The organism is Enterovirga sp., from assembly GCF_028290205.1.
In the GTDB taxonomy this organism is placed as follows: domain Bacteria; phylum Pseudomonadota; class Alphaproteobacteria; order Rhizobiales; family Beijerinckiaceae; genus Enterovirga.
Genome location: NZ_JAQGKF010000028.1, coordinates 1 through 26447, shown reverse-complemented (window position 1 = coordinate 26447; position 26447 = coordinate 1). Strand labels below are relative to the sequence as shown.

Sequence of the window (26447 nt, the reverse complement as noted above, 5' to 3'; positions counted from 1 at the left end):
CGCGGCGGCCGCGGAGGCCTGGACCCGGTCCGCTACGCCGATTGGGAGATCGGCGGGCGGGCGGTGGATTTCTGAGCCGGCCGAAGCGGGCCCCTCACTCGAGCTTCGCGCCCGAGACCTTGACCATCTCCTGCCACATCGGCCGCTCCTTGTGGGACAGGGCCGTGACCTCCTCCGGGGTGGAGCCGAGCGAGCGCGCGCCGGCGATCTGGAAGCGCTCCTGGACCGAGCGGTCGGCCGAGACGTCGCGCAGGGCCGCCGAGAGCCGATCGACGATGTCGCGCGGCGTCGCCTTGGGCAGCACGAAGGCGGCCCATGAGGTGACCACGAAATTGTTCATCCCGGCCTCCGCCATGGTCGGAACGGCCGGCAGGGTCGGCCAGCGGGTCGGCGAGGTCATGGCCAGGGCCCGCATCTGCCCGCCCTCGATGATGCTGGTGTAGGAGGCGAGGTTGTCGATCGCGAATTGCACGTCGCCCTTGAGCATGGCCGGGATGGTGGCCGAGGCGCCGCGAAACGGCACATGCGTGCCCCTGATGCCGTTGCGCACGCAGAACAGCGCCCCGGACAGATGCGGCGTGGTGCCGACGCCGGGGCTCCCGTAGAAGATCCCGTCCGGCCGGGCCTTCGCCCAATTGATGAACTCGGCCATCGTCTTGGCCGGGACGTGCTCGCTCGGCACCACGGCCACGTTGGGCAATTCCCAGGTCATGGACACGGGCGCGAGGTCGCGGTCCGCGTCATAGGACATCTTGCCGTAGAGATACTGGTTGATGGCGAAGTGGCCGACCGTGGCCGAGCCGATCGTGTAGCCGTCCGGATCGCTCTTCGCGACGGCATCGATGCCGACATTGCCGCCCGCTCCCGGCCGGTTCTCGATCACCCAGGTGCCGCCGAGCTTGTCCCTGAGCCGCTCGCCGATGATGCGGGTCAGGACGTCCGTCGAGCCGCCGGCCGGATAGGGCACGATGATCTTCACGGTTCCCCGACCCGGCCAGGCGCCGCCCTGGGCGAAGGCGGGGGCGGCCAGGGCGGCCGCTCCGGCCGCCAGCGCCGTGCGGCGCGTGATGGTGCTGTGGGTCATTGGTCTTGCAACTCCCTGTCGCCTCGCGGCGCGGAGCCTAGCAAGAGGGGGCGGAGCCGCAAACGGCCGGGCCCCGAGCTCCCTCAGCGGTCGGGGTGGTACTGGTAGAGCCAGGTCTCGCTGAGCACGGCCGGGCCGCCCGCCGCCCCGGAGCCACCCTTCAGGTAACAGCGCAGCTCGACCGGCTCACGGCCCTCCGCCGCAAGGTCGAACTGCACGCGCCAGTGGCCCGGCACGTCGTTCGGCACCGCCTCGGTCCGGATATAGGAGAAGCTGCCGCGCGAGGCGGTGAGGACCGGCTCGGGCCGCAGGCCCACCGGGAGATCCTTCAGCGGCCCGCCCAGGAATTCCAGCATGAACTTGCGCACGCCGCGGGGACGCGCGGTGCCGGGTGCGCCGCCATTGCCGAGCCGGGTCGCGACACAGCGGGCGAGCGGCGTCGGGTCGGGCTCTTCGGCCGCCCAGACGGTCCGGTAGGAATAGGACAGGTCCTGGCCGGCCCGGGCGGGCTCGGACGGAACCCACATGGCCACGATGTTGTCGTGGATCTCGTCGTCGGTCGGGTTTTCGACAAGCTGCACGGTGCCGCGGCCCCAATCGCCCCGGGGTTCAATCCACAGCGAGGGCCGGCGGTCGTAGAAGACCCCGTCCAGGTAGTGGTCGAAGCTGCGGTCGCGCTGCAGCAGGCCGAAGCCGCGGGGCGTGGCGTCCGAGAAGGCCGAGACCTGGCTGCGCGGCGGGTTGTTGAGCGGCCGCCAGATGCGCTCTCCGGCGCCCGTCCACATGGCGAGCCCGTCCGAATCGTGGATCTCGGGCCGCCAGTCGATCATGGTCGGCTTGGCCGTTTCCGAATACCAGAACATGGAGGTGAGCGGCGCAATGCCGAGGCGGGTGACGTCGCGCCGCAGCATCAAGAACGAATCCACGTCGATCACGACCTTGTTGTCGCGCCGCATCATGAACCGGTAGGCGCCCGCCACCGACGGTCCGTCCATGAGCGCGTACACGGTGACCGTGTCGCCGCCCTGGGCCGGCGTTTCGAACCAGACCTGGGTGAAGTCCGGGAATTCCTCCGGCACGTCGTGCACGACCGTGTTCACGGCGAGCCCCCGGGCGGACAGCCCGTATTGGAAGTTCTCGCCGATCGCCCGGAAATAGGAGGCGCCCAGAAAGGCGACCCAGTCGTTGTTGCGCCAGTCCAGCTTGCCGTCCCGCCGCTCCTGGAAGCGGAACCCGGCGAAGCCCGTGGTCTTGCCCAGCTCGCGCGCCGGAGAGGTCGCCGGCATGTCGAAATAGTGATCCTCGTAGAGGATCTCGCGGGCCTGGCCCATGTCGACCACGTGCATCCGGACCGGCTTCTGGAAGTAGCGGCCGAGATGGAAGAAGGTCACCGGAAAGGGGCTCGGCCCCTCGGCCCAGAGGGCGAGATCGGTCTTGAACTTGATCTGGCCGTGCTGGTCGTAATCGAGCCGGTGCAGCACGTCGGGCCGGGCCGGCTGCGGCGCAGTGTAGGCCTCCTTCCCCATGCGGCGCACCCGTTCCTTGAGCGCGTCGAACGAGAAGGGCGTGGGAGCCCCGTAGGTCAGGCCGGCTGAGGCGAGGGCGGGCGGGGCGAAGCCGGAGGCCGCAAGGCCGGCCGTCGCGGCGGCGGCGGACCGGAGAAGATGTCGTCGGTCGATCATGGGCCGGTTCGGCATGCGGGTGACGCGTCCGAGCGCCGGGCCGCGCCGGCTGAGCCGCGGAGGTAGGAAGCCAGACCGTCTACGTCAATCGTCGCAACGCGCCCGCGCGGCGGTCGTGCTACCCCGCCGCGAGCGGCGAGGCCCGGATCGCGGTCGGCAGGAGGGCGGCATGGTCGAGGTAGGATCCGGAACGCCCCCTGGGGCGAGAGCCGAGCAGGAGCCCGGGCTGAAGGAGCCGGCGGAGGTCTCCACCGAGGCCCTGCGCAAGGCCGAATCCTTTATCGAGGCGGAAGAGGGGGCGACCAACCGGCTGGACGGGTGGGGCGGCCGCATCGCCATGGCGCTGGCCGTCGCCATGAGCGTGTTCCACCTCTACGCCGCCTACGCCATCGTGCCCACGCAGGAGCTGCGCTACACCCATGTCGGGTTCGTGCTGCTGCTGTCCTTCCTGCTGTTCCCGGCCGCCGCGCGGTTCCGCAACGCGATCAAGTGGTGGGACGTGGTGGTCGGCCTCGTGGCGGTCGGCATCGTGGGCTACGCACTGTGGGGCGGTGAGGACTTCACCGACCGGGCCACGGGGCCGGACCGGCTCGACGTCGTGCTCGGGCTCGTGTTCATCGCCATCCTGCTGGAGGCGACACGGCGGACCACCGGGCTCATCATGCCGGTCGTCGCCCTCTGCTTCATCGCCTACGCGATGCTCGGCCCGCATCTGCCGGCGCCCTGGACGCATCGCGGCTACGACCTGCCGCGCCTCGTCGGTCACCTCTTCATCACGCTGGAGGGCATCTTCGGCGTCGCGGTGGATGTCTCGGCCACGCTGATCGTGCTGTTCACGATCTATGGCGCCTTCCTGGCGCAGTCGGGCGCCGGCAAGTTCTTCATCGACTTCTCGCTGGCGCTGATGCGGGGGCGACCGAACGCGCCCGGCCGCACGGTGGTGCTGTCGTCGTTCCTCCTCGGCGGCCCCTCGGGCTCGGGCGTCGCCACCACCGTGATGATCGGCACGGTGGCCTATCCGATGATGAAGCGGGCCGGGTTCACGGCCAACGCGGCCGGCGGACTGCTTGCGGCCGGCGGGCTCGGGGCGATCCTGTCGCCGCCCGTGCTCGGCGCCGCCGCCTTCCTGATCGCCGAGTTCCTGAAGATCTCGTATCTCGACGTGATCTGGATGGCGACCATCCCGACCGTCCTCTACTACCTGTCGCTGCTCTTGATGGTCGAGTTCGACGCCAAGCGCTTCGGCGCCAAGGCTGTCGAGTACGATCAGGAGCTGACCATCGCGCAGATGCTGCGCCGCTACGGCTTCCACTTCCTGTCGCTGGTGGCCGTGGTGGGGTTCATGGTCTGGGGCTTCTCGCCCCAGCTGTCGGTGTTCTACGCCGTCGCTGTCACCTTTGCCCTGTCCTTTCTGCGGCCGGAAACGGCGCTCGTGCCGGCCAAGCTGGGCCGGGCGCTGGCGGATGGCTCCGTCGGCGTGCTCAATGCGGCCACCACCTGCGCGTCCGCCGGCATCGTGGTCGGGGTTGTGACCCTGACCGGGCTCGGCCTGAAATTCTCGTCGATCGTGATCGCCTATGCGGGCGGCAGCCTGTTCCTGACGGCGGTCTACACCTCGCTGATCGTGTGGATCATCGGCCTCGCCGTGCCGGTGACGGCCTCCTACATCATCTGCGCGGTGATCGCGGCCCCGGCCCTGATCCAGCTCGGTGTGCCGGATTACGCGGCCCACATGTTCATCTTCTACTACGCCGTGCTGTCGGAGGTCTCGCCACCAACCGCGCTGTCGCCCTTCGCGGCCGCCGCCATCACGGGCGGGGACCCCTACGCGACCACGCTGCAGAGCTGGAAATACACGCTGCCGGCCTTTCTCGTGCCCTTTGTCTTCGTGCTCGATCCGGACGGCGTCGGCCTGCTCCTCAAGATTCCGAAGGACGGATCCTGGTGGTCGGTGATCTGGGTGACGCTGAAGACGACGCTCGGTCTCGCCGCGCTCGCCGCCGCCGCACAGGGCTGGGCGCTGCGGCGCGCGACCGGGCCGGAGCGTTGGGCGCTCGGGGTCGCCGGGCTGCTTCTCGTCTTTCCGAGCCTGTTCGAGGTGCTGTTCGAGACCATCCTGGGCCAGGATCTGGCGCATCTCTGGATCCCGGGCGTGCTGCTTGGGGCGGCGGTGCTGGCCTGGCAGACGCGGCGAGCGGCCGCCGTTCCCGCATAGTTGCGGGCCGACGCGAAAGTCGCATTGCGGCGGAGTTGTCGGTCCGTTCCCCCCTGCCTAAACTTGGCGGAACGATGCTGCCGGAACCGTGCGGCAGCCTGGGAGGAGCAGCATGGACCAGATCACCCGCCGAGGTTTCAACCTAGGATTCGGGGCCGGCGTGGCGGCCCTGGGACTGGGCGGAGTCCCGGCCTTCGCCCAGCAGAAGACCTACGCGATCGGCACCGGCGGCACGGGCGGGGTCTATTATCCGCTCGGCGGGGCCGTCGCGAGCGTGCTGTCGAAACACCTGCCCGGTGTGCAGGCGACGGCCGAGGTCACCGGGGGCTCGGTCGACAACCTCAAGCTGATCGCCTCGGGCCAGAGCGAGATCGCCTTCACCATGGCCGACGCCGCGCTCGACGCCGCCAACGGCCAGGACAAGTTCAAGTCCGGCAAGGTGGCGCTGCGGACCTTGCTGGTCCTCTACCCGAACCGCATGCACGTGGTGACGGTCGAGGGCACGGGCATCGACAAGATGTCGGACCTCAAGGGCAAGCGCGTCTCCACCGGCTCGCCGGGCTCGGCCACCGAGGTGATGGCCTTCCGGGTGATCGAGGCCGCGGGGCTCGACAAGGACAAGGACATGAAGCGCGAGCGGCTCTCGGTGGCCGAGAGCGTGAACGCCATCAAGGACCGCAAGATCGACGCGTTCTTCTGGGTCGGCGGCATCCCGACCGCGGCCGTCACGGATCTCGGCGCGACTCCAGGCGTCAAGATGAAGCTGATCGACCATGCCGACATGGCCGAGAAGATGAATGCCAAGTACGGCAAGCTCTACTCACCCTCAACCATCGCCAAGGGCGTTTATCCGGGCACCACGGCCGACAACAAGAACACCGAGGTCTGGAACATCCTGGTCACGGGCGACAAGATGTCGGACGACGACGCCTACAAGATCGTCAAGGTGCTGCTGGAGAAGAAGGCCGACCTCGTCGCCGTGCACAAGGAGGCGGAGGCGTTCAGCATCGACAACCAGGTGCAGGACCGGTCCTCGATCCCGTTCCACCCCGGCGCGTTGCGCTACTTCAAGGAGCAGGGGGTCAAGGGGTAGCGGGGGCCGCCCGCAGGCCGTCCCGGGCGGGGCGGCCTCAGCCCTCGCTGCGGGTGGCCGCCTTGCGCCAGAGCTGCACCATCAGCCAGCAGGCGATCAGGCCGAAGCCGAACATCAGCCCGTAGCCGACATAGTCGCCGAGCTCGAACAGCCCGGCGATCGCCCAGCCGCCCGCCAGGGCGACGGCGAAGACTTCGATGCCGATCAGCACCATCAGGCTGATCATCGTCAGCCAGGGCGACGACCCGGGCCGGCGTTTTGCTGTCGCGACGCGCTGCTCCATGGCGCCGTCTACCGTGAACGGGACGCGACGTGCAACAAGACCCACGTCCCACAGGTGAGCGCCCTCGATGATCGACACCCCGACCTTCAGCACGGCAGCGGTCGCGGCGCCGCACCGGGCCGCCGCCCTGTCCGGCCGCAACGTCCTGGCGCTCGGGGGCAATGCGATCGAGGCGATGGTGGCGATGGCGGCCACCATCGCGGTCGTCTACCCGCACATGAACGCGATCGGGGGCGACGCCTTTTGGGTGGTGCGCGAGCCGGGCGGGAGAGTGCGGGCCATCGAGGCCTGCGGCCCGGCCGGGGCGCTGGCGACGCCGGAGCGCTACCGCACGCTCGGCTACGATGCGATCCCGTTCCGGGGCCCGGAGGCGGCGCTGACGGTGGCCGGCGCCGTGGGCGGCTGGGCGCTGGCCCTCGATTACGCCAAGAGCCTGGGCGGCCGCACCCCCCTGTCCGATCTGCTCAGCGAGGCGATCCGCTATGCCCGGGAGGGATGTCCCGTCTCCGCCTCGGAGCTTCGCACCGTTCCCAACGAGGGCCCCGCGCTCTGGGCGGCCCCGGGCTTCGCGGAGACGTTCGGCTTCGACGGTAAGCCGCCGAAAGCCGGTGATGTCCGCCGGAACCCGGCTCTCGCCGACACCCTCGGCCAGCTTGCCGCCGCCGGGCTCGACGATTTCTACCGCGGCGACGTGGCGCGCGAGATCGCGGCCGATCTCGAGGCCATCTATGCGCCCGTCACCCGGGCCGATTACGAGGCATTCCGGGCCGTGGCTCGGGAGCCGCTTCAGGCAAGGGTCCGGGCGGCCACGCTGTACAACAAGGCGCCGCCGACCCAGGGCCTCGCCGCGCTCCTCATTCTGGGCATCTACGAGCGGCTCGGGATCACGGGCCCGGAAAGCGTGCGGCACCATCACGGGCTGATCGAGGCCACCAAGCGCGCCTTCCGGATCCGTGACCGCGTGGTGACCGACTTCCGCGAACTCCGGCACGACCCCGCGAGCTTTTTGACTGCCGAGCGGTTCGAGCGCGAGGCGGCCGCCATCTCCATGACGCGGGCCGCGCCCTTTCCCCTGCCGCCGGGCGACGGTGACACGGTCTGGATGGGAGCGATCGACGCCTCGGGGCTCGCGGTCTCCTACATCCAGTCGCTGTACTGGGAGTGGGGTTCCGGCTGCGTGCTGCCCCGCACCGGCATCGTCATGCAGAATCGCGGCGCCTCGTTCTCGCTCGATCCGGCGAGCGTGAATCCGCTCCGGCCCGGGCGGCGGCCGTTCCACACCCTGAACCCGGCGCTGGCGGCCTTCGACGATGGCCGTGTCCTCAGCTACGGGGCCATGGGCGGCGACGGCCAGCCGCAATTCCAGGCTCAGCTCTACACCCGCTATGCCGATCTCGGAGAAGGGCTGGCCCAGGCCGTGGACGCGCCGCGCTGGCTGCTCGGCCGCACCTGGGGGTCCTCCTCGACCACGCTGAAGGTGGAAAGCCGCTTCGATCCCGGCATCCTGGAGGGCCTGGTCCGGCTCGGCCACGACGTGGAGGAGGTCGGCCAGGCCTATTCCGACGGGCTCGGCCATGCCGGCATGCTGGTGAAGCACCCGCGCGACGGCCGCGTCGAGGCCACGCATGATCCGCGCTCCGATGGCGGCGCGGAGGGGCTGTAGCCCCGACGACGTGCCGCAAGTCGACCGGCTTGCAGCGCCGCACCCGGTCCCCACCTCCAACGCTGTCTCACGGGATCACAGCAGTGGATCGACGGCAGATGGCGTTTGGAGCGGTAGCCGCGGGATTATGGCCGGCCTCACAGCTGGCCGCGCAGGAGAGCCTGAGCTTCACCTCGGGCGGGGGCAAGATCGTGGCCGAGTGGTTCGCGGCGGCGGGCCAGACGCCCGGGCCCGCGGTTCTGCTCCTGCACGGGGCGGACGGCCTGACCTATGGCGAGGGCTACCGGTTGGCCGCGCGCGTGCTGGCCGGGTCGGGGTTCTCGGTCGGCTTTGTCCACTATCTTGACCGGACCGGCGATCGCCGGGTCAGCTATGCTCGGCTCCGGCAGGACTTTCCCAAATGGCGCAGCACGATCGCCGATGGCGTGAGCTGGCTGGCCGGCCGCCCGGGGGTGGATGCCGAGCGCGTCGGACTTGTGGGCGTGTCACTCGGGGCGGCGCTCGGCCTCGACGTCGCGGCGGCCGACCCCCGCGTGAAGGCGCTGGTCGCGTATTTCGGCCCGCTGCTCGAGGGCATGCCGGGCCGCATCAAGCGGCTCCCGCCGACGCTGGTGCTGCATGGCGAGCGTGACCCCATCGTGGGCGTGGAGCATGCCCGGGCCATCGAGACCCTGCTGAAGCGGCTCGGCACGCCGCACGAGATCCAGCTCTATCCGGACCAGGGGCACGGCTTCACGGGTGCGGCACAGCTCGATTCGGCGACCCGGGTGGCCAGCTTCCTCGGGCGGCATCTCGGCGCCAAGGGCGCGGCCGTGCCGGCTGATCGCATCAAGGCGGAGTGATGGGCCTCGGGAGCTCCGGCTCGGCCGGGTCTGGCTCGCTCGAGGAATCGAGCTCGCGCAGGGTCGAGGGCGGTTCGGGCCGCCGCGGGTCGGGTAGCGAGGAGGGGGGCGGCATGACGTCGTCCCCGGCCGCCCCGGAGACATAGGCCGCCATGCCGCGGGCGATCTCGCGCTCGCCGACCACGATGTAATCCGCCCCGTAGCGGCGCAGGTGCTCCACCTCCGCGTCCGAATGGGCCCGGGCCACGATGCGGAGCTCCGGGTTCGCGGCGCGGCCGGCCTCGATCAGGTTGGACGCCTCGAACGGGTTCGGGATGGCGCTGATGAGCCAGCGGGCCCCTTCCAGATTGGCGGCTTCCAGCAGGCCGCGGTCGCCGGCCGAGCCCGGGATCACCTCGATGCCCTCCTGGCGCAGCCGCTCGGCGGCACCCTCGCGTTCCTCGATCACCAGAAACGGGGTTCCGGCTTCGCGGAGCGAGCGTGCCACCAGGCTGCCGACCCGCCCGTGACCGACCAAGACCGTGTGGCCGGACAGCTCCGTCCGGGGCAGGCTCGACTCGTCGGCCTCGGCCACGGTGCCGCCCGGTCCGTCCCGGCCCGGAGCCGGGTCGATGGCCCGCGGCGCCCAGCGGTCGATGGCCCAGAAGCAGAGCGGGTTCAGCACGATCGAGATCAGGGCGCCGGCCAGGATGAGGTCCCGGCCCGCTTCCGGCAGCAGCCCGAGCCCGATGCCGAGCGTCGCCAGGATGAAGGAGAACTCGCCGATCTGGGCGAGGCTCGCCGAGATGGTCAGCGCCGTCGAGAGCGGATGGCCGAAGGCCCGCACGATGGCCAGCGCGGCCAATGACTTGCCGATCACGATGATGCCGACCGTGGCCAGGACGGGACCGAATTCCCGCACCAGGATGGTGGGGTCGAACAGCATCCCGACCGAGACGAAGAACAGCACCGCGAAGGCGTCCCGCAGCGGCAGCGTCTCCTGGGCGGCCTGGTGGCTGAGTGGCGATTCCGCGAGGATCATGCCGGCGAAGAAGGCGCCGAGCGCGAAGGACACGCCGAACAGCTCGGCCGCTCCGAAGGCGCAGCCGAGCGCGATCGCCAGGACCGAGAGCCGGAACAGCTCGCGCGAGCCCGAATGGGCGACGTAGTGCAGGATCCAGGGAATGACCCGGCGGCCGATCACCAGCATGGCGACGACGAAGCCCGCGACCTTGAGCACGGTGACGCCCAGCACGCCCCAGACGGTCTGCGGGTTGATCCAGGCCACCAGCCCGCCGACGCTGGCGCCGGCCGCCCCCCCATCCGTGCGGCCCCCGAGCAGCCCCGCGATGGCCGGCAGGAGCACGAGGGCCAGCACCATCGCGAGGTCCTCGACGATGAGCCAGCCGACCGCGATGCGGCCCTTCTCGGTCTCGATCAGGCGTCGCTCCTGGAGCGCCCGCAGCAGCACCACGGTGGATGCGACCGAGAGCGCGAGGCCGAAGACGAGGCCGGCCCCCATCGACCAGCCCAGCATCCAGGCGAGCCCCATGCCCATCAGGGTTGCGAAGCCCATCTGGCCGACCGCCCCCGGGATGGCGATCGCCCGCACAGCCAGGAGGTCGGACAGGGAGAAATGGAGACCGACGCCGAACATCAGCAGGATCACGCCGATCTCGGCGAGCTGGGGCGCGAGTTCCTGGTCGGCCACATAGCCGGGGGTGAAGGGACCGATCAGGATGCCGGCCACCAGATAGCCCACGAGCGGCGACAGTCGGACCCGCTGGGCCAGCACGCCGAACACAAAGGCGAGGCCGAGACCGGCCACGATGGTTGCGATCAGCGAGGTGTGGTGCATCTCTTCCCGTCCGGCAGCCCGCATCCTAGATGGAGATCGGTGAAGAACCCGCTAGGTCTCAACCAATATGGTTGAGGTTCGTGAGAGGACAAGTCTCTGCCCGACCGACGGCCTACACAATCTCTGTTGACCCCGGCGCAATGCCGCGCCGCCCGTGGGCTTCTCGACTGGACCCAGGAGGAGCTGGCCGAACGGGCGGAGGTGTCGCGGTCCACCGTGCGGGATTTCGAGAAAGAGCGGCACGAGCTGCAGGCCGCCTCGGCGCAACAGATCGTCTCCGCCTTCGAGGGCGCGGGCGCCGTCTTTCTGGAGCCGGACGGCATCGGCCGCGGCCTGCGGCTCAGGGGGCTGTAACGGCTCGGCCTAGCCGTCGCCGCGCAGGCGGCCGCCCGGCCCCGGCCCGGAGTCGAGCTCGATGAGGTGACCGAAACGGTCGCGCTTGGCGGTCAGGTAGCTGACATTCTCGGGTGTGGCCCGGCCGGGCGCACGCCGATGCGTCACCACCTCGATGCCGGCGCGGCGCAGAGCTTCGAGCTTGTCCGGGTTGTTGGTGATCAGGTTGACGCGCCGGATGCCGAGTTCCTCCAGCATGCGGGCCGCGAAATCAAAGCGGCGCTGGTCCGGGCCGAAGCCCAGCATCTCGTCGGCATCGTAGGTGTCGTAGCCCTGCGACTGCAGCTTGTAGGCCCTGATCTTGTTCGCGATGCCGTTGCCGCGACCTTCCTGGTCCAGGTAGAGCAACACGCCGCCGCCGGTCTCGGCCATGAAGCGCACGCTGGTGCGGAGCTGGTCGCCGCAATCGCATTTCAGGGAGCCGAACAGGTCACCCGTGAGGCAGGCGGAATGCAGCCGCACGGTGACGGGCTCGTCACGATCGGGCCGGCCGACCACCACGGCGATCTGGTCCCGCAGCCCTTCCCCGCCGCGGAACACCACGAACTCCGTCTCGGGCGCGCCCTCAAGCGGCACCGGCGCCCGCCCGACGATCCTGAGATCCCGCACCCGGGAGGCCCGGTAGGCCCGCACCGCCGCCGCCGGAACGCGCAGCACGGAGGCGTCGACCTCGATGGAGCGGCCGAGCGGAATCACGATCACGGCGGGCAACGCCAGGGCGAGCCGGGCCAGTTCCAGGGCGTCCTCATCCACCGGCGCGGCCGGCGCAACCGGCGCGTCGATGCGGGCATCGATCATGAAGGCGAGCGTGCCGATCCGCTCCGGGTCGACGCGGGGCAGGGCCACGGCCCCGTTGCCGCTCCGGTCCAGCCCGAGCCGGACAAGCCGCGCAGCCGGGAGGACGAGCCGGGCACGACCGGCCGCCACGGCATCGAGCTGGGCCGCATGGGCGGCCGTGAGGTCCTCGATTCCCTGGACCAGGGCCGCGCCCTCCGGCCCATCAAGCAGCACGGGCCGGGCCATGCGGAGCTCCGCCACGGCGCGTTCGACCGCCGTGCGGTCGGGGCTTTCGGAGAGGCCGAGCGTCAGTCGCATGGCTGGGTGATATGATGGCCCGGCGCGCCGACGCAACGGCCAGGGCCCCCGCCGGCCCGGCAATCGCACATAAAGGGAAACGCAACCCGGTCGGCGGAAGCTCCGGCTTTGCGAGTCGGAATGGCCGGCACCTTCACATCCCGGGCGCAGGGCGCCATCACGGCCGGGCCGCTCCTGGTCGGGGCTGCGGTCTTCGCCGGCCTGATGCTGCTGGCCGACCGCATGCTCGGAGATCCCGACACCCATTGGCACATCGCCCTCGGGGCCCGCATCTGGCGCGACGGTGCCGTGCCCTGGACCGATACCTACAGCCACACGGTCGCGGGCACGCGCTGGATCGCCAAGGAATGGCTGTCGCAGCTCCTGCTCTTCGGTGCCCGGGCCGCTGCCGGCTGGTGGGGCGTGGTCGCCCTGTCGGCGGCCGCCCTGGCGGTCACGGTCGCGCTCCTGTTCCGCTGGCTCGCACGGCGGCTGCGCTGGAGCCTGGCGCTCGGCCTGACCCTGCTCTCGGTCCTGTTCCTGGCTCCGCACGCCCTGGCGAGACCGCATGTTCTCGCCCTGCCGCTGCTGCTGGTCTGGGCCATCGAGCTGTCGGCGGCCGCCGAGCGGCGAGAGGCGCCCTCGCCGTGGCTTCTCGGGGTCCTCGTCCTCTGGGCCAACCTGCACGGCAGTTTCACGATCGCCTATCCGTTGGCGGCCCTCCTGGGGGCGGATGCGCTGCTCGGCGCGGCGCCCGGCAGGCGGCTCGATCTCGCCGGGCGCTGGTGCCTGTTCGGCCTCGGCGCGCTCGGTGCCGGCTGCGTGTCGCCCTATGGGCTGCACAGCATGGTCGTCACCTTGACGATCTTCGGCTCGGGCGAATCCCTGCCCTTCGTGACCGAGTGGCAGCCGCTCGCCTTTGACGGGATCGGCCTCGCGGCGTTGGGCCTGTCGGCGCTGCTGGCGCTGGGTCTTGCCCTGGAACCCGGCCGCAACGCGGTCCGGCTTGCGGCCCTCGCCATGCTGACCGCCATGATGCTGCGCCACACGCGCTTCCTCGACCTGTTTGCGCTGGTGGCCCCAGTGTTGGCGGCCGGGCCACTCCTGCGACGCTTTCCCGGTCTCGGGCCGGAGCCGGACAGGCCCGGCGCGCGCTTCCCTGGCTGGTGCGGCGCCCTCGGCAGCCTGGCCGTCGCGGCGCTGGCGTCTGGGCTCGCGGCGGGCCGGGAGGTCGCGCCCTCCGCCAGCGTGACCCCGGCTGCGGCCCTGGCCTCCGCCCGGAGCGCCGGCCTGACCGGCCCGGTCTACAACGACTACGATTTCGGCGGCTTCCTCATGGCCGAGGGCGTCCCGACCTTTATCGACGGGCGCACCGACCAGCTCTATCTGGGCGGCTTCATTTCCGGCCTCGACCGCGCGGTCAGGCACTCCGAGACCGGCCCGTTCCTGGCGATCCTCGATCGCCACCGCGTCACCTGGGCTCTGGTCCGGACGGACGGGCGGGAAGCCCGCCATCTGACGGGTGCCCCCGGGTGGCTGCTGCTGCATGGTGATCCGGTCGCGACCGTGTTCGGCCGGGCCAGCCCAGTCCCGGCTGCACTTCCCTCGGCTCGTCCGGGCTCGTAAGCGAGGCGCGCGGCCGAGCGCGGCAGGACGACGGGTTTGACCATGGCAGGTCCCTCAGGGCGAATCGCCTTCGACGATTTCATGCGGGTGGACATCCGGGTCGGGCGGGTGGTTGCCGCGGAGCCGTTTCCGGAGGCCCGCAAGCCCGCCTTCCGGCTCACCATCGACCTCGGACCCGAGATCGGCACCAAGCGCTCGTCGGCGCAGATCACCCGCAACCACCGCCTCGAGGACCTGCCGGGCCGGCTGGTCTTGTGCGTGGTCAACTTCCCGCCGCGCCAGATCGGCCCGATGATGTCGGAGGTGCTGACCCTCGGCGTGCCGGACCAGGACGGCGAGGTGATGCTGATCGGCCCCGACCGGGAGGTCCCGCTCGGCGGCCGCATGTATTGAGGCGACGCGGCCGGTTCAGGCTGGCGTCCGGGCGGCTTCGCGCAGCCAGCTCTCGAACAGCCGGCCATAGGGCCCGCTCCGGTAGCTGCCGGACCGCACCAGGTAGTAGGACGTCGTCTCCACCTGGAACTCGGTGCCGAACGGCGCCACGAGCCGCCCGTCGCGCAACTCCTCGGCGGCCAGGATCTCGCTTTCCAGCACCACGCCGAGCCCGCTGACGGCGGCCTCGATCGCCATGGTCGAGCGGTCGAGCCAGAGCTCGTTCGCGGGCTGAAGGTCGGCCTGGCCGAACCCGCGCAGGTACTCCGTCCAGGTCAGGGCGTTGACCGAATGGATCAGCGTGGCGCGCCTCAGATCGACCGGGTGGCGCAGGTTCGCGCTCGCCGCGAAGGCCGGGCTGCAGAGCGGCCGCAGCCGCTCCACGAGCAACGGCTCGACATGCTCCACCGTGTCCGGCGGGCGCCCATAGGCAATGGCGATGTCGAAGCGGGCGCTCTCGAGTTCGGCCCGGCCGGACAGCGTGGACAGCCGGATCCTGGCCCCCGGATGGGCGCGGAGGAACTCGGGCAGCCGCGGCTGCAGCCACTTCGCCGCGAAGCTCGGGCCGGACGCGATAACGAGACGGCCCGTCCGGGCCTGCGGCGCTACGAGGCCGGTGGCGCCGGAGATGATGCCCAGGGCGCGCTCGATCTCCTGGGCATAGGTCTGGCCCGCATGGGTGAGCACGGCCCGCCCGGCATGCCGCTGGAACAGCTCCACGCCCAGAAACGCCTCGAGCTGCTGCACGTGATGGCTCACGGCCGACGGCGTGACGCCGAGCTCCTCGGCACCCTGCCGGAAGCTGCCGTGCCGGGCCGCGGCCTCGAACGCGAGCAGGGCCCGCAGGGGCGGCAGGGCCGAGCGGACCCCGCGAGCCGGTGACTGGGGCTCATCGGGTGCTGAGATTTTCGCGTTGGCGCCCATCGGCACCCCTGGTTACGCCTGAACTGCCCTCGGCCCGAGGCAAGTCGGACGCCAAAGCAAGGAGCTCCCATGTTCCACGGTTCGTTCAGCCTGCGCCAGGGTGCCGCGTTCCTGCTCGGAGCCGGCCTGCTTGTCGGCGCGGCGACCCCCGGCTCCGCCCAGCCGGCCGGGGCCGGCCAGACCCTGGCGAGCGTGAAAAGCAAGGGCAGCGTCCGCTGCGGGGTCAATCCTGGCCTTGCCGGCTTCTCCTTCCCGAGCCGGGACGGCACCTGGCAGGGGCTCGACGTGGATGTCTGCCGGGCGGTGGCCGCCGCCGTGTTCGGCGATGCCCGCAAGGTGCAATACGTGCCGCTGAGCGCCAAGGACCGCTTCACGGCCCTGCAGACCGGCGAAATCGACATGCTGGCCCGCAATGCCACCTGGACGCTGACCCGCAACGCTCAGCTCGGCATCAACTTTGTGGGCGCGAATTTCTACGACGGCCAGGCCTTCATGGTGAAGACCAGCTCCAACCTGAAATCGGTCAACGACCTGAAGGGCGCCTCCGTCTGCGTGATCCAGGGCACCTCGACCGAGAAGACGCTGGCGGATTACTTCAACAGCCGCGGCATGAAATACGAGGCGGTGGCCTTTGCGGATGCGGACGCCGTGGCGCAGGCCTATCTCGGCAATCGCTGCGACGCGCTGACGAGCGACCAATCGCAGCTCACGGCTGTCCGCTCGCAGATGGCGGAACCGGCCGCCCACGCCATCCTGCCCGAGATCATCACCAAGGAGCCGCTCTCGCCCGCCGTCCGCAGCGGCGACGACCAGTGGGCCAACGTGGTCCGCTGGAGCTTCTTCGCCATGGTGGAGGCCGAGGAGATCGGGCTCAGCTCGAAAAACATCCGCAGCCTGATGGAGACCAGCGCGGATCCCAACGTCCAGCGCTTCACCGGCCGAATCGACAATTTCGGGCCCATGCTCGGCCTGAACAAGGATTGGGCGGTGCAGATCGTCGAGCAGGTCGGCAATTACGCCGAGAGCTACGAGCGCAACATCACGCCCATCGGCCTCGCCCGCGGGGTCAACCGCCTCTGGAAGGACGGCGGCTATCTGATCACGCCGCCGGTGCGGTGAGCTCCGGCTCACTCCCCACCCGGACCGCCGATCGCCGGCGCATCACCTACAGGACCGTCCCATGAGCCAGGATCTGCGCGACGCCGCCCAGGAATACCTCGTCCGCTACGGCGGGGACACGTTTCCGAACCTGTTCACCTCCGCCAAGGGCACGGTGGTCAAGGACAGCGACGGGCGCGAATATCTGGATTTCACGTCCGGGCAGATGTGCGCCACCATCGGCCACAACCACCCGGCCATCGTCGAGGCGGTGAACCGGGCCGGCCAAAAGGCCTTCCACTTCTTCAGCGGCATGATCCCCGAGGTCGTGGCCGAACTCGCCCGGACCCTGGCCCAGGACTGGCTGCCGGGCGACCTGCGGAAGACCATCTTCGTCAACACGGGTTCGGAGGCGAGCGAAGTCGCCCTCCGCATGGCCAAGATGTACACCGGCGGCTACGAGATCCTGGCGCTGGGCGGGTCGTGGCACGGCATCACGAGCGGTGCGAGCTCCGTCTCCATGGCGAGCGACCGCAAGGGCTACGGAGTGCCGGCCCCGGGTGTGTTCGTGATCCCCGAGCCGAACAGCTACCGGCCCTACATCAAGGGATTGTCCGAGGAGGACTCGGCCCTGGTCGGGCTCGAGATGGCCCTGAAATTGTTCGACATGCAGTCCACCGGGCGTGGCGCGGCGATCATCGTCGAGCCGGTGATCAGCGCGGGCGGCGTGCTGGTTCCGCCGCGCTCCTTCCTGCAGGCGCTCCGCAAGGCCGCGGACGACCGCAACATGCTGCTGATCTTCGACGAGGCTCAGACGGCTTTCGGCCGCATCGGCAAGAAGACGGGCTCGGAGCATTTCGGCGTCGTGCCGGACATCATGACCATGTCGAAGACGCTGGGCGGCGGCCTGCCGCTGGCCGCCGTCGCGACCACGGCCAAGATCGAAGAAGACATCCACAGCAAGCACTTCGCCTTCTACACGAGCCATGTCTCGGACCCGCTGCCGGCCGAGGTCGGCCTGGCGGTGCTGAAGGTCATCGCCGACGAGAACCTGGTCGCCCGCGCCAACGAGATGGGCGCGTATCTGCGCGGCCGCTTCGAGGAGTTGCAGCAGCGCTACGACGTGATCGGCGACGTGCGGGGGCTCGGCCTCCTGATGGGTGTGGAACTGGTCGAGGACCGGGAATCCCGCAAGCCCGCGCACGGCCTCGGCGCCCTGACCACGCAGAAATGCTTCGAGATGGGCCTCAGCATGAACATCCGGCGCCGTCCCGAGCGCGGCTCGGTGTGGCGCATCGCGCCGCCGCTCACCGTGTCCCACGACGAGATCGACCGGGCGACCGACATTCTGGACCGCGCGCTGCGGGCGAGCCTGGACGAGCTCTCGGCCCGCAAGGCCGCCTGAAGCCGCGGCCGGTCAGGCCGGCAGCCGGACGGTCGCTCGAAGCCCCCCGAGGGGGCCGTCCGACAGGATGATGTCGCCCCCATGCGAGCGGGCGATGTCGCGCGCAATGGCGAGCCCGAGCCCGGACCCGCCTTCGTCCTGGTTGCGGGCCTCGTCGAGGCGCACGAAGGGCTTGAACACCTCGTCACGCTTGTCGGCCGGGATGCCCGGCCCGTCGTCGTCGACATGGATCACCAGCCAGCGCGTCTCGTGGTTGGCCGAGATCGCGATGCGGTCGCCGTGCCGGGCGGCATTGGACACGAGGTTGAAGAGAAGGCGCCGGAAGGCGTCGACCCGGGCCGTGATCTCCGTGTCGCCGACGATCTCCACGGTGCATTGGTGGCCCGAGCGCTCGGCATCGGCCTTGAGCTCGGCCAGCAGCGTGCGCAGGTCGGCTGGGGCGGCGCTCTCGCCCGAATCGCCGCGCGCGAAGGCCAGGTAGCCCTCCAGCATGCGGCCCATCTCGTCGATGTCGCGCCGGAGGTCCTCGGTCTCGGCGGTCTCGCCGATCAGCGCCAGCGAGAGCCGGAACCGGGTCAGGATGGTGCGGAGATCGTGGCTCACGCCGTTGAGCATGGTGGTGCGGCTCTCCACCGTGCGCTCGATGCGGCGCTTCATCTCGATGAAGGCATGCCCGGCCTGACGCACCTCGCGGGCGCCGCGTGGCCTGAACTCGATCTCGCGGCCGCGGCCGAAATCCTCCGCCGCCGCGGCCAGTTTCAGGATGGGCCGGATCTGGTTGCGGAGCAGCAGGATCGCGACCGAGAGCAGCACCAGCGAGGTGCCCACCATCCAGACCAGGAAGATGTGCGAGTTCGACGCATAGGCCATGCTGCGGCGGGCCATGATCCGCATCACGCCGTCGTTGATCTGGATGCGGATCTCGATGAGGTTGGAGCGCCCCACCGTGTCGATCCAGAACGGGCGGCGGACCTGCCGCCGGATCTCCTCGGACAGCGCTTCGTCGAGCAGCGAGAAGAAGGGCTTGGGGCCGGCCGGCGGCAGGGTGTCGCCTTTGCGGATCTCCACGTCCAGCACGAGCCGTTCGGCCGCGATCCGCGACAGGGTCTCGGAATTCGCGTCCTGCGGGTAGCTCTCGTAGATGTCGATCAGGGCAGCGATGTCGGACGTCACGGCGGCCGAGAGGCGCTGCGTCACGAGCTGCCAGTGCCGCTCCATGAACACGTAGGCGACGACCGACTGGAGCAGCACCACGGGTGCGATGATGATGATCAGGGAGCGGGCATAGAGCCCCTTGGGCAGGGCCGCGGCGATGCGCCGCCCGACCAGCTTGATCACGCTGCGCAGGAGCCGCACGGGCGGAGTTGCCGCCAGGGCGCGGGGCCCCATCAGGGATCGACCACCAGCCGGTAGCCGATGCCCCTGACGGTCTGGAGGAAGGACGGGTTGGCCGGGTCGAGCTCGATCTTGCGGCGGAGCCGGTTCATCTGCACGTCCACGGCCCGGTCGCCGATGCCGGAGCCGCCCGGCCCGCCGCCGGCCAGCTCCTCCCGGGACACCTCGCCGCCGGCGCGCCCGCCAAGCGTGGCCAGAATTTCCCGCTCGCGCTCGGTGATGCGGATCACCTCCCCGCCGCGGCGCAGCTCGCCCCTGTCGAACCGGAAGGCGAAGGGGCCAAAGCGGATCTCCTCCGGCACCGCCTTCGTCTCGGGTTCGGGCTGCACCACGCGGCGCAGGATGTTGGCCAGCCGCAGGATCAGCTCGCGGGGCTCGAAAGGCTTCGACAGGTAGTCGTCGGCCCCGATCTCGAGGCCCCGGATGCGGTCGCTCGGCTCGGCCTGCGCGGTCAGCATCAGGATCGGGATGCGCGAGCCTTCGGCCCTGAGCCGCCGCATGAAGTCGAGCCCTGTCTCGCCCGGCATCATGACGTCCAGGATGATCAGGTCGAAGACCACGCTCTCGGACTTGGCCCTGGCCTCGGGAGCGCTGGCCGCCGTGGTCACGCGGTAGCCCCGTTCACCCAGAAAGCGGGACAGGAGCTCGCGCAGCCGCCGGTCGTCGTCGACGACGAGCACGTGGGGCGCGTGGTCCGGCGGCTCGGCTCGAGGCGCGCTCATTCGCTCGGATTACCACCGCTGGCGAGCGGGCGCATCCCGGTCGGGTCGCCGCCGTCGATCATGCCGAGCAGAAAGCGCCGCACGGCGGCCTCGCTCTCGTCGGCCGGGCCGGCCGCCAGGGCGCGGCGGATCCGGCGCGTCTGCAGCCGGGCCAGGCGGGCGGCGAGTTCCCGGCCCTCCTCGGTCGGGAAGAGAAGGCGCTGCCGGCGATCGGCGGTGCCGGCCCGCTGGCGCACGTAGCCGGTGCCGATCAACTCCTTCAGCACCCGGTTCAGGCTCTGCTTGGTGATCTGCAACACGTCCAGCAGATCGGCGACCGGAAGCCCGGGCCGGCGGGCCACGAAGTGCAGCACCCGGTGGTGGGCTCGCCCGAAGCCGAACTCGCCCAGCACCCGGTCGGCGTCGGCGACGAAATCGCGATAGGCGAAGAAGAACAGCTCGATCAGCTCGTAGGCCGGGGCGGCCGGCTCTCGCGTGGCCGCCTCGCTCGCTGTCGCCGCCCAGGACGGTTCCGACACGGCTCCTCGCAGATATGTCAGCTTTATTGACATATTCCAGGGTGCCGGCTAGCCGTCAACCGACGCCGCGAGACGGGCAACCCGCGAGCCGGCGGACCTCCCGGAGGAGAGCTGATGAGCGCCCTGCCTTTCGACCAGCGCGATGGATGGATCTGGTTCGACGGGGAACTCGTGCCCTGGCGCGAGGCCAAGCTGCACGTGCTCTCGCACGGGCTGCATTACGCCTCCTCCGTGTTTGAGGGTGAGCGCGCCTATGAGGGCGTGATCTTCAAGTCGACCGAGCATTCGGAGCGGTTCCGCCGCTCGGGCCAGCTCATGGACTTCGAGATCCCCTATTCCGTCGCGGAACTCGACGCCGCCAAGGCGCTCTGCGTCGAGAAGAACGGCGACCCCAACGTGTATGTCCGGCCGGTGGCCTGGCGCGGCTCCGAGATGATGGCGGTGGCGGCCCAGAACGCGACCGTGCACGTCGCCATCGGCGTGTGGCCCTGGCCCTCCATGTTCGACATGGCGACCAAGATGAAGGGCATCCGGCTCGACATGGCCGAGTGGCGCCGACCCGACCCGCGCACGGCCCCGAGCGCCGCCAAGGCGGCCGGCCTGTACATGATCGCGACGCTGTCCAAGCACGCGGCCGAGCGCAAGGGCTATGCCGACGCCCTGATGCTCGACTGGCAGGGCCGGGTGGCGGAATGCACCGGCGCCAACGTGTTCTTCACGCAGGACGGCGCGCTGCACACGCCCATCGCCGATTGCTTCCTGGACGGCATCACCCGGCGCACGGTGATCGACCTCGCCCAGGCCCGCGGCATGGACGTGGTGGAACGCCGGATCCTGCCGGACGAGCTGCCGAGCTTCAACGAGTGCTTCATCTGCGGCACCGGCGCCGAGGTGACCCCGGTCAGCGAGATCGGCCCGCATCGCTTCACGCCCGGCAACATCTCCCGCACCCTGGTCGAGGATTACGCGGCCGCCGTCCGCCCGCGGGCCCGCGCGGCCTGAGAAGGGGCCGGCCGAGCGCCGGCCTCGCCAACCCGATCCGATGCGGCTCGCGGGGGGAACCGTCCACCCGCGAGCCGCGTTCTCGCGAGAACGTTTCATGAACACGCGAGACCAGCATGGCCACCAACAGCAGCGCAGCCCGCGACCGCTCCCCTGAGGCGGACAGCCAGGAGAGCAATCCCAAGCTGGCGCCGGACGGCGCGAATTCGAACCGCATCAAGGATCCCGACGATTGGGTCACCGGGCATGAGCCCATGACCGGCGCCCAGGCCTCCTATCTGAAAACGCTTTCAGAACAGGCGCACGATCCCGACGCGTTCGAGCCCGGGCTCGAGAAGGCGGAAGCGTCCCGGCGGATCGACGAGCTGAAGGCAGAAACGGCGCGCTAACGCTCTCTCAGTCATGTCTTGAGGTCGGGGCACCCTTGCACCATATTCGTGCAAGCGGGGGATGGGCCCCCCAAACCAGGGTTTCACATGACCAGACGTCCAAGTGCATGGTTTCGGGCGGCGCTCCTCGCCGGGCTCGTCTCTGCGCTGGCGGCGCCTCAGGTCGAGGCGCGGGCCGGCAAGGGTGGCGGCATGGGCTCGCGAGGCAGCCAGACCCATTCCGCTCCTCCGGCCACCAGCACCGCGCCGACCGCGGCTCCGATGCAGCGCACCGAGGCGCCGAACATGGGCGCGACCCGCCCGGGCATGCCGGCGGCGGCCGCGGCGGCCCCAAGCCGCGGCCTCGGCTTCGGCGGCGGCATGATGGCGGGCCTGCTGGGCGCGGGCCTTCTCGGCATGCTGTTCGGCGGCGGCTTCATGGGCGGCCTCGGCGGCCTCGCCTCCATGCTGGGCCTCCTGCTGCAGGTGGCGCTGATCGGCGGCCTCGTCTGGCTCGCGATCCGCTTCTTCCGTCGCCGGTCCGAGCCGGCCATGGCAGGCGCGGGCGCGCCCTACGCCCGGCAGACGCTGGATTCCGGCGCCCAGCCGGCGGCAACGGGGCCCGCGGCCGCCTTCGGCGGCGGCGCGGCGATGCGGGCTCCGGCTCGCCAGCCGCTCGAGCTGACCGATCGCGACTTCCAGGCCTTTGAGCGGTCGCTGGGCGAGATCCAGCTCTCCTACGGCCGCGGCGATGTCGACGCGCTGCGCCAGCTCGCGACGCCCGAGATGGTGCGCTATTTCGAGCAGGACCTGGCCGAGGACCGGGCTCGCGGCGTGCGCAACGAGATCTCGGAACCGAAGCTGCTCCAGGGCGACCTGGCGGAAGCGTGGAGCGAGGCGGGACTGGGCTACGCCACCGTGGCGATGCGGTTCGAGATCGTCGAGACCTATGTGGACCTGGCCTCCGGCCGGGTGGTCTCGGGCAACCGGACGGCCCCGACGGAAGCGACCGAGCTCTGGACGTTCCAGCGCGACGGGCAGGGCCCCTGGACGCTGTCGGCGATCCAGCAGACCTCCTGAGGCAGCATCCTCATCCTGGGATGACGGGCGGCCGGCGAAAGCCGGCCGTTTTCGTTTGCGCCGCCGCCGCGCCGCACACGGAGCCCGCGTGCCGATGGTCGCGAGCGGGGAACCGGCCCCGCGGCCTCCGGTTGGTGTCCCGAGCCCGCCATCTCTGGAGACCGCCCATGGACGTCGTCCCACATATTCCGCAGAGGGCGTCTCCCGCCCCGCGCCCGTCGAACCCCGATCGCGAGCCGATCCCGGGCGGCAACATCCCGACCGAAATCCCGCCCGGCCAGCCGGACGAACTGCCCGACACGGGCCCGAGCGGGCCGCGCTCGCCCTATCCTGTGAACGATCCGGGTATCAGCGAGCCGACCGGGCCCGGTTCGGAGCCCGATTACCTGCCGGGCCGCCCGACCAGCCCCATGCAGCTCTAGCGGCGGCTGGTCAGTGGTCGCCCTGCGACGACCGAATGTCGCGGGGCGACGCCAGGATGTCGAGCAGGCCCTGCGCCACGTGCCGGGCCTCGTCGTCGTTGAGGCGGAGCACGAAGGGCGGCAGCGGGCCGGCCTGCAAGGCCACCACGGCCTGGCCATTCTCGTCGGTGCCGATGTCGATCGACGGCGAGGTCACGTCCAGGAACTCGTCGTCCCCGTAGCCCTCGTCGTCGTCGTCCTCCTCGCCCGTGTCGTGCTCGTCATCGGCGTCGATTTTGAGCAGCATCTGACCGAGCGCCAGAATCAGCGATTGCGCCGTGCCGGGATCCATCACGACCGCGGTGGTATGGTCGTTCTTCTCAAAGGCGAGCTGAATGTTGTTGCCTTCGAGTGTGACGGAGATGCCGGCCATGTCGATCCTGCGCTTGGAACGCCGCCCTCATATAGGATGGTTCGCGCCCGCGCGTGAGAGCGCGCCGTCCGTAAGCTGAACAGCCGCCGAGCCCAACCGCCCGATGACCCCGTCCGATCTCCTCGACCACCTCGCCCAGCTCGGGCTCCGGACCGAGACGCACCGGCACGAGCCGGTCTTCACGGTGGCGCAATCGGCGCCCGTGAAGGCCGCGATCCCCGGCGCCCACAGCAAGAACCTCTTCCTTAAGGACCGGCGCGGCCGGTTGTTCCTCGTCGTCGCCAAGGACGACACCCGGATCGACCTCAAGACGCTGCACGAGGCCATTGGCGCCTCCGGGCGGCTCTCCTTCGGGTCGGCAGAGCTGCTGCGCGAGGTGCTCGGCGTCGAACCCGGATCGGTGACGCCCTTTGCGGCCGCGAACGACCGGGAGTGCAGGGTCGCGGTGATTCTGGACGCCGAGCTGATGCGGCACGGGCGGCTCAATTTCCACCCCCTGGTCAACACCATGACGACCGGCCTGTCGCCCGCCGACCTCCTCGCCTTCCTGCGCTCGACCGGGCACGAGCCGGCTGTGGTCGCGCTGCCGGCGCCGCCAGCCAGCGATTGCATGGCTTCCGGCGGCCACCCATCTTAAGAGATCGTCCGACACCGTTCAGAGGATCTCGATGCCCGCCGCGACCGCCGCGCCCCCCGATGGGCTCATCAAGGACACGACCACGGCTGCGTTCCGGCAGGACGTCATCGCGGAGTCCATGAACCAGCCGGTGCTGGTCGATTTCTGGGCGCCGTGGTGCGGGCCCTGCAAGCAGCTCACGCCGATCATCGAGAAGGTGGTCCGGGCCGCCAAGGGCAAGGTCAAGCTCGTCAAGATGAACATCGACGAGCACCCGCAGGTGGCGGGCCAGCTCGGCGTCCAGTCCATCCCTGCCGTGTTCGCCTTCGATCAGGGCCAGCCGGTGGACGGCTTCATGGGCGCGCTGCCCGAGAGCCAGGTGAAGGCCTTCGTCGACCGGCTCGGCGGACCGGCCACGGCCGGTTCGGCGGCCGAACTGCTGGCCGAGGCCGCGATGCGGGCGGGTGCCGGCGACGCGGCCGGGGCGGCCGAGCTTTATGGCGCGCTGCTGGCCGAGGAGCCCGACAATGCCGAGGCCCTAGCCGGCCTCGCCAAGCTGCATCTCGACAGCGGCGACATCGAGGGTGCCCGGGCGCTGCTGGCCTCCGGGCCGGAGGCCGGGGCCGGCCACGCGGCGATCGCCGCGGTGCGGGCCGCGATCGAACTGGCCGAACAGGCGGCCGCGCTGGGCGACCTCGGCGACCTCGACCGGAGGGTGGCGGCCGATCCTGCGGACCACCAAGCCCGGTTCGATCTCGCCCTCGGGCTCAACGGCCGGGGCGATCGGCTGGAGGCGGCCGAGCATCTGCTGAGCATCGTGAAGCGCGACCGCACCTGGAACGACGACGCCGCCCGCAAGCAGCTCGTCCAGCTCTTTGAAGCCTGGGGACCGACCGACCCGGCAACCGTCGCGGGACGCAAGCGGCTGTCCTCGCTTCTGTTCGCCTGACCCCGCGGGGAGCCCGGCATGAACGTCGTCTATGAGGGACCTCAGGATCTTCCCGACGCCATTCCGGTCTTCCCGCTGACGGGAGCGCTGCTGCTGCCGCGCGGGCAGATGCCGCTGAACATTTTCGAGCCGCGTTACGTGCAGATGGTGGATGCGGCCCTGCGGGGCTCGCGCCTGATCGGCATGGTGCAGCCGGAGGCGGGCCAGGAGGGCAGCGCGGCACCGCGCCTGCACCGGGTCGGCTGCGTTGGCCGCCTCGTGCAGTTCGCCGAGACCGGCGATGGCCGCTACATCGTCTCGCTCGCGGGCGTGGCCCGCTTCGCGATCGAGGCGGAACTGCCGGTCACGACGCCGTTCCGGCAGTGCCGCGTGACGTTCGCGCCCTATGCGGCCGATTTCAAACCCCGCCTCGGGGAGAACGAGGTGGACCGGAACGCGGTGCTGGCCGCGCTGCTGCGGTTCACCGAGGCGACCGGGCTGAAGATCGATTGGACCGGCATCGAGAAGGCGCCCAACGAGGCCCTGGTGAATGCGCTGTCCATGATGGCCCCGTTCGGGCCGCGGGAAAAGCAGGCCCTGCTCGAAGCGCCGGATCTGCGCAGCCGGGCCGAAACGCTCGTCGCCATCACCGAGATGGAGCTGGCCAAGACCGACCCCGGCTCCCAGACCACCCTGCAATGACCGTACCGCCCGAGGCCGCCATGTCCGACAGCCAAAGCACCCACGAACCCGGTTCCGCGGCCGGGCCGGGCGCCCCCCGCATCGACCCGAAGCTGCTCGAGATCCTGGTCTGCCCGCTCACCAAGGGCCGGCTGGATTACGACGTGGCCGGCCAGGAACTGATCAGCCGCAGCGCGCGGCTCGCCTATCCGATTCGGGACGGCATCCCCATCATGCTGCCCGAAGAGGCGCGGCCGCTCACCGACTAGGCGGCTGCGACACAAAAAAAGGGGGCGCTGGCTGCGCCCCCCGATGCCTCAGCGGCGGCAGACGCGGACCTGACGGACCCGCGGGCCGTAGGCCGTGCGCACACGCACCACCCGGGTCGTGCAGACGCGCCCGCGGACGATCACGCGACGGACGTGGCGCGGCCGGTCCCGCACGATGACGCGGGTGACGTTGCGGCGCGGGACATAGCCGCCCCGGACGTCGACGCGCGTGCGGACGGTGCCACCCCGGTGGTAGCCGCGGCTCTCGACGCGGTCGCGACCCTCGACCCGGACGCTCGTGCTGCCGCGTCCTCCGCGATCCGCCCCGCCCCGGTCCGGCCCGCCGCCCCGGTCCATGCGGCCGGTGGTGGTGGTGCCGCCCG

At 70.5% G+C, this 26447-nt stretch carries 29 protein-coding genes; 18 read left to right on the top strand and 11 right to left on the bottom strand.

Translation table 11 applies throughout. The annotated features are described in order from the left end of the window. Positions 1-75, top strand: a 75-nt coding sequence (locus JWR86_RS17810; RefSeq protein WP_366914527.1) for a DUF1674 domain-containing protein, incomplete at its 5' end; no start/stop codon positions are given. A gap of 19 nt (positions 76-94) precedes the next feature. On the opposite strand, the gene JWR86_RS02470 is transcribed toward JWR86_RS17810, so the two are convergent. Both JWR86_RS02470 and JWR86_RS02465 read right to left on the bottom strand, forming a co-directional pair. Next, positions 95-1084 (bottom strand): tripartite tricarboxylate transporter substrate binding protein, encoded by a 990-nt coding sequence (locus JWR86_RS02470; RefSeq protein WP_299560261.1) that lies wholly within the window; start codon positions 1082-1084, stop codon positions 95-97. An 83-nt stretch (positions 1085-1167) separates the two neighbouring features. Continuing rightward, positions 1168-2766 carry a glucan biosynthesis protein gene (locus JWR86_RS02465; RefSeq protein ID WP_299560259.1) on the bottom strand — a complete coding sequence of 533 codons (1599 nt, stop codon included), beginning with the start codon at positions 2764-2766 and terminating at the stop codon, positions 1168-1170. Between the two features lie 169 nt (positions 2767-2935). Here JWR86_RS02465 and JWR86_RS02460 point away from each other — a divergent pair, with 169 nt between their 5' ends. After that, positions 2936-4981 carry a TRAP transporter fused permease subunit gene (locus JWR86_RS02460; protein WP_299560256.1) on the top strand — a complete coding sequence of 682 codons (2046 nt, stop codon included), beginning with the start codon at positions 2936-2938 and terminating at the stop codon, positions 4979-4981. Positions 4982-5093: 112 nt separating this feature from the next. Next, positions 5094-6074, top strand: a complete 981-nt coding sequence (locus JWR86_RS02455) for a TAXI family TRAP transporter solute-binding subunit (RefSeq protein ID WP_299560253.1) — start codon at positions 5094-5096, stop codon at positions 6072-6074. 37 nt (positions 6075-6111) lie between these two features. Here the strand turns inward: JWR86_RS02455 and JWR86_RS02450 are convergent, their stop codons facing one another. Continuing rightward, positions 6112-6357 (bottom strand): hypothetical protein, encoded by a 246-nt coding sequence (locus JWR86_RS02450; RefSeq protein ID WP_299560263.1) that lies wholly within the window; start codon positions 6355-6357, stop codon positions 6112-6114. 67 nt (positions 6358-6424) lie between these two features. Between JWR86_RS02450 and JWR86_RS02445 the strand changes: the two genes are divergently transcribed. Then, entirely contained in the window at positions 6425-8020 is a 1596-nt protein-coding gene (locus JWR86_RS02445) for a gamma-glutamyltransferase (protein WP_299560250.1), read from the top strand. Positions 8021-8118: 98 nt separating this feature from the next. Continuing rightward, complete coding sequence (locus JWR86_RS02440; RefSeq protein ID WP_299560247.1) at positions 8119-8862, top strand: dienelactone hydrolase family protein; 744 nt, start codon at positions 8119-8121, stop codon at positions 8860-8862. Here the strand turns inward: JWR86_RS02440 and ybaL are convergent. Next, on the bottom strand, positions 8849-10699 hold the full coding sequence (gene ybaL / locus JWR86_RS02435) for a YbaL family putative K(+) efflux transporter (RefSeq protein ID WP_299560244.1): 1851 nt from the start codon (positions 10697-10699) through the stop codon (positions 8849-8851). The two genes, JWR86_RS02440 and ybaL, sit on opposite strands and share 14 nt — an antisense overlap. A gap of 126 nt (positions 10700-10825) precedes the next feature. On the opposite strand from ybaL, the gene JWR86_RS02430 reads away from it, so the two are divergent. Then, positions 10826-11053 carry a helix-turn-helix transcriptional regulator gene (locus JWR86_RS02430; protein ID WP_299560241.1) on the top strand — a complete coding sequence of 76 codons (228 nt, stop codon included), beginning with the start codon at positions 10826-10828 and terminating at the stop codon, positions 11051-11053. A 9-nt stretch (positions 11054-11062) separates the two neighbouring features. Here the strand turns inward: JWR86_RS02430 and ribA are convergent, their stop codons facing one another. Further along, positions 11063-12187, bottom strand: a complete 1125-nt coding sequence (ribA, locus tag JWR86_RS02425) for a GTP cyclohydrolase II RibA (protein ID WP_299560238.1) — start codon at positions 12185-12187, stop codon at positions 11063-11065. Between the two features lie 120 nt (positions 12188-12307). On the opposite strand from ribA, the gene JWR86_RS02420 reads away from it, so the two are divergent. Continuing rightward, the gene (locus JWR86_RS02420; RefSeq protein ID WP_299560235.1) at positions 12308-13792 is read left to right on the top strand and encodes a hypothetical protein; all 1485 of its coding nucleotides are present in this window, start codon (positions 12308-12310) and stop codon (positions 13790-13792) included. Between the two features lie 42 nt (positions 13793-13834). After that, positions 13835-14185, top strand: coding sequence for a tRNA-binding protein (locus tag JWR86_RS02415; RefSeq protein WP_299560231.1), 351 nt, complete (start codon positions 13835-13837; stop codon positions 14183-14185). A 15-nt stretch (positions 14186-14200) separates the two neighbouring features. On the opposite strand, the gene JWR86_RS02410 is transcribed toward JWR86_RS02415, so the two are convergent. After that, positions 14201-15148: a LysR substrate-binding domain-containing protein gene (locus JWR86_RS02410; protein WP_299560229.1), complete on the bottom strand. Its 948-nt coding sequence runs from the start codon at positions 15146-15148 to the stop codon at positions 14201-14203. Between the two features lie 69 nt (positions 15149-15217). Between JWR86_RS02410 and JWR86_RS02405 the strand changes: the two genes are divergently transcribed. Next, the gene (locus JWR86_RS02405; RefSeq protein WP_299560227.1) at positions 15218-16267 is read left to right on the top strand and encodes an amino acid ABC transporter substrate-binding protein; all 1050 of its coding nucleotides are present in this window, start codon (positions 15218-15220) and stop codon (positions 16265-16267) included. 61 nt (positions 16268-16328) lie between these two features. Continuing rightward, positions 16329-17651, top strand: coding sequence for an aspartate aminotransferase family protein (locus JWR86_RS02400; RefSeq protein WP_299560225.1), 1323 nt, complete (start codon positions 16329-16331; stop codon positions 17649-17651). 12 nt (positions 17652-17663) lie between these two features. On the opposite strand, the gene JWR86_RS02395 is transcribed toward JWR86_RS02400, so the two are convergent. Genes JWR86_RS02395 through JWR86_RS02385 form a run of 3 tightly spaced genes read right to left on the bottom strand, consistent with a single transcriptional unit; the run spans position 17664 to position 20286 of the window. Then, positions 17664-19040 (bottom strand): ATP-binding protein, encoded by a 1377-nt coding sequence (locus JWR86_RS02395; RefSeq protein WP_299560222.1) that lies wholly within the window; start codon positions 19038-19040, stop codon positions 17664-17666. Further along, a complete protein-coding gene (locus JWR86_RS02390) occupies positions 19040-19768 on the bottom strand; it encodes a response regulator (RefSeq protein WP_299560220.1) in 729 nt (242 codons plus the stop codon). Before JWR86_RS02390 ends, JWR86_RS02395 begins: the two co-directional genes overlap by 1 nt. Continuing rightward, positions 19765-20286, bottom strand: a complete 522-nt coding sequence (locus tag JWR86_RS02385) for a MarR family transcriptional regulator (RefSeq protein WP_299560218.1) — start codon at positions 20284-20286, stop codon at positions 19765-19767. The genes JWR86_RS02390 and JWR86_RS02385 overlap by 4 nt, the downstream gene beginning before the upstream one ends. Positions 20287-20400: 114 nt before the next feature. Between JWR86_RS02385 and JWR86_RS02380 the strand changes: the two genes are divergently transcribed. The 4 genes from JWR86_RS02380 to JWR86_RS02365 all read left to right on the top strand — a co-directional run bounded on the left by JWR86_RS02380 (position 20401) and on the right by JWR86_RS02365 (position 23158). Continuing rightward, the gene (locus tag JWR86_RS02380) at positions 20401-21288 is read left to right on the top strand and encodes a branched-chain amino acid aminotransferase (RefSeq protein ID WP_299560215.1); all 888 of its coding nucleotides are present in this window, start codon (positions 20401-20403) and stop codon (positions 21286-21288) included. Positions 21289-21404: 116 nt separating this feature from the next. Further along, a complete protein-coding gene (locus JWR86_RS02375; protein WP_299560212.1) occupies positions 21405-21677 on the top strand; it encodes a DUF3072 domain-containing protein in 273 nt (90 codons plus the stop codon). An 87-nt stretch (positions 21678-21764) separates the two neighbouring features. Next, entirely contained in the window at positions 21765-22736 is a 972-nt protein-coding gene (locus tag JWR86_RS02370; protein ID WP_299560209.1) for a TIM44-like domain-containing protein, read from the top strand. Positions 22737-22903: 167 nt separating this feature from the next. Continuing rightward, positions 22904-23158: a hypothetical protein gene (locus JWR86_RS02365; protein WP_299560206.1), complete on the top strand. Its 255-nt coding sequence runs from the start codon at positions 22904-22906 to the stop codon at positions 23156-23158. Between the two features lie 10 nt (positions 23159-23168). On the opposite strand, the gene JWR86_RS02360 is transcribed toward JWR86_RS02365, so the two are convergent. After that, entirely contained in the window at positions 23169-23570 is a 402-nt protein-coding gene (locus JWR86_RS02360) for a hypothetical protein (protein WP_299560203.1), read from the bottom strand. Between the two features lie 103 nt (positions 23571-23673). Here JWR86_RS02360 and JWR86_RS02355 point away from each other — a divergent pair, with 103 nt between their 5' ends. Genes JWR86_RS02355 through JWR86_RS02340 form a run of 4 tightly spaced genes read left to right on the top strand, consistent with a single transcriptional unit; the run spans position 23674 to position 26064 of the window. Next, entirely contained in the window at positions 23674-24207 is a 534-nt protein-coding gene (locus tag JWR86_RS02355; RefSeq protein ID WP_299560200.1) for a prolyl-tRNA synthetase associated domain-containing protein, read from the top strand. A gap of 31 nt (positions 24208-24238) precedes the next feature. After that, positions 24239-25135, top strand: a complete 897-nt coding sequence (gene trxA / locus JWR86_RS02350) for a thioredoxin (protein ID WP_299560199.1) — start codon at positions 24239-24241, stop codon at positions 25133-25135. A gap of 18 nt (positions 25136-25153) precedes the next feature. Further along, the gene (locus JWR86_RS02345; RefSeq protein WP_299560198.1) at positions 25154-25816 is read left to right on the top strand and encodes an LON peptidase substrate-binding domain-containing protein; all 663 of its coding nucleotides are present in this window, start codon (positions 25154-25156) and stop codon (positions 25814-25816) included. A 20-nt stretch (positions 25817-25836) separates the two neighbouring features. Continuing rightward, positions 25837-26064 carry a Trm112 family protein gene (locus JWR86_RS02340; protein WP_299560196.1) on the top strand — a complete coding sequence of 76 codons (228 nt, stop codon included), beginning with the start codon at positions 25837-25839 and terminating at the stop codon, positions 26062-26064. A gap of 48 nt (positions 26065-26112) precedes the next feature. Here the strand turns inward: JWR86_RS02340 and JWR86_RS02335 are convergent. After that, the coding region (locus JWR86_RS02335; protein ID WP_299560194.1) for a hypothetical protein at positions 26113-26447 on the bottom strand (335 nt) is incomplete at its 5' end.